General features: G+C 55.2%; 1 protein-coding gene. It reads right to left on the bottom strand.

Features of this window, described 5'->3' with window-relative positions; all coding sequences use genetic code 11:
• Nucleotides 1-153: 153 nt before the first annotated feature.
• A complete protein-coding gene (locus tag Q0628_RS13770) occupies nucleotides 154-1,416 on the bottom strand; it encodes a TRCF domain-containing protein (protein ID WP_298771926.1) in 1,263 nt (420 codons plus the stop codon).
• Between the last annotated feature and the right edge of the window lie 45 nt (nucleotides 1,417-1,461).

Raw genomic sequence — 1,461 nt, forward strand, 5'->3', positions numbered from 1 at the left:
CAAGCAAATTCCCACGGAACAAATCCGATTCGAGACAGATGCCGATGAAAGCTTTTTTGCACAGGAAGCATCCGCAGCAAAAAATGGGGACGGAAAGCTGATAGAAACAATCGCGGATAGGCTGATTGCACAGCTACAAGCGGTCAAGACCGCCTACGACTCAAAGATCTGAGCGTTCTTTGGCTGCTGCACCGTGAAATCCGCCTTGATGACTGCAAAGGCGCGGAATTCCTTAAGGCTCTTTTCGGCAAGTTCAATCGCATTTCCCTTACCGAGTTCAATGACGACTTGCAGCGGCGAGCCGCCCATGATTCGCATCGGGAACAGCGTATTTGCATACATCTCGCTGATAATGCGCGGATCGGGCGGCGGAAATTCCACGAAGGTCGCTGCAAGCATTCCCTTGCGCTGCACCAGGCCCTGTATGCGGAGCCGCCCTGCCAAAAGTCCAATCTCTGTTACGACCAGGAGCATCTTTGCCGGCGCAGGGACAGGGCCGAAGCGGTCTTCCAATTCTTGAGCAATCGGCTCAATCTCATCGGTGCGAGAAACGCGCGCGATTCGCTGGTACATCGAAATACGCGTAAGGCCATCTACGATATAGTCTTCAGGGAGGTAGGCATCCACGCCAAGTTCCACGCGGGTCTGGATGGGCTTTTCGGCTGTACCGCCGCGAAGCATATCCACCGCCTCGCGCACTAGGCGCACATAAGTTTCAAAGCCGACTTCCGCGATAAAGCCGTGCTGTTCCTGGCCAAGCAGGTTGCCCGCCCCGCGAATTTCCAGGTCACGCATGGCAAGCTGGTACCCGCTGCCCAAGTCTGTAAACTGTTCGAGCGCCTTCAAGCGCCGCATCGATTCCGGAGAAATCTGCTCCGAAGGAATAACCAGGAAGGCCTTCGCCAGCACGCTACTGCGGCCCACGCGGCCGCGCATCTGGTAAAGCTGACTAATGCCAAAGTGATGCGCGTTCATGATGATGATCGTATTCGCATTCGGCACGTCCAGCCCCGACTCGATAATGCTTGTGCTGACAAGGACATCGAACTTTCGGGAAAGGAAAGCTTCCATTGCATTTTCCAAGTCGCGGTCGTTCATCTGTCCATGCGCCACACAAATCGCCGCATCGGGAACCATGGCCGCTATTTCATCGGCGAGCGTAGAGATGGTTTGAACCCGATCGTTCACAATAAACACCTGGCCGCCACGGGCAAGTTCGTCGAGAATGGCCTGCTTGATGACAGCATCATCGCGCTTCATCAGCTTGGTCTCGACCGGCAGGCGGTTCACCGGCGGCGTGTTGATCAGCGAAATATCGCGCACGCCCGTCATGCTCAAGTGAAGCGAACGCGGAATCGGAGTCGCACTCATAACAAGAACGTGGCAAAGCGTATTTTTCTTTGAAAACGCGGTCACGGAAAAATATCTCCTCCTCACCCGCCTCCTCAAAGAGCAGGTGGG

Source organism: uncultured Fibrobacter sp., from assembly GCF_937877005.1.
Taxonomy (GTDB): domain Bacteria; phylum Fibrobacterota; class Fibrobacteria; order Fibrobacterales; family Fibrobacteraceae; genus Fibrobacter.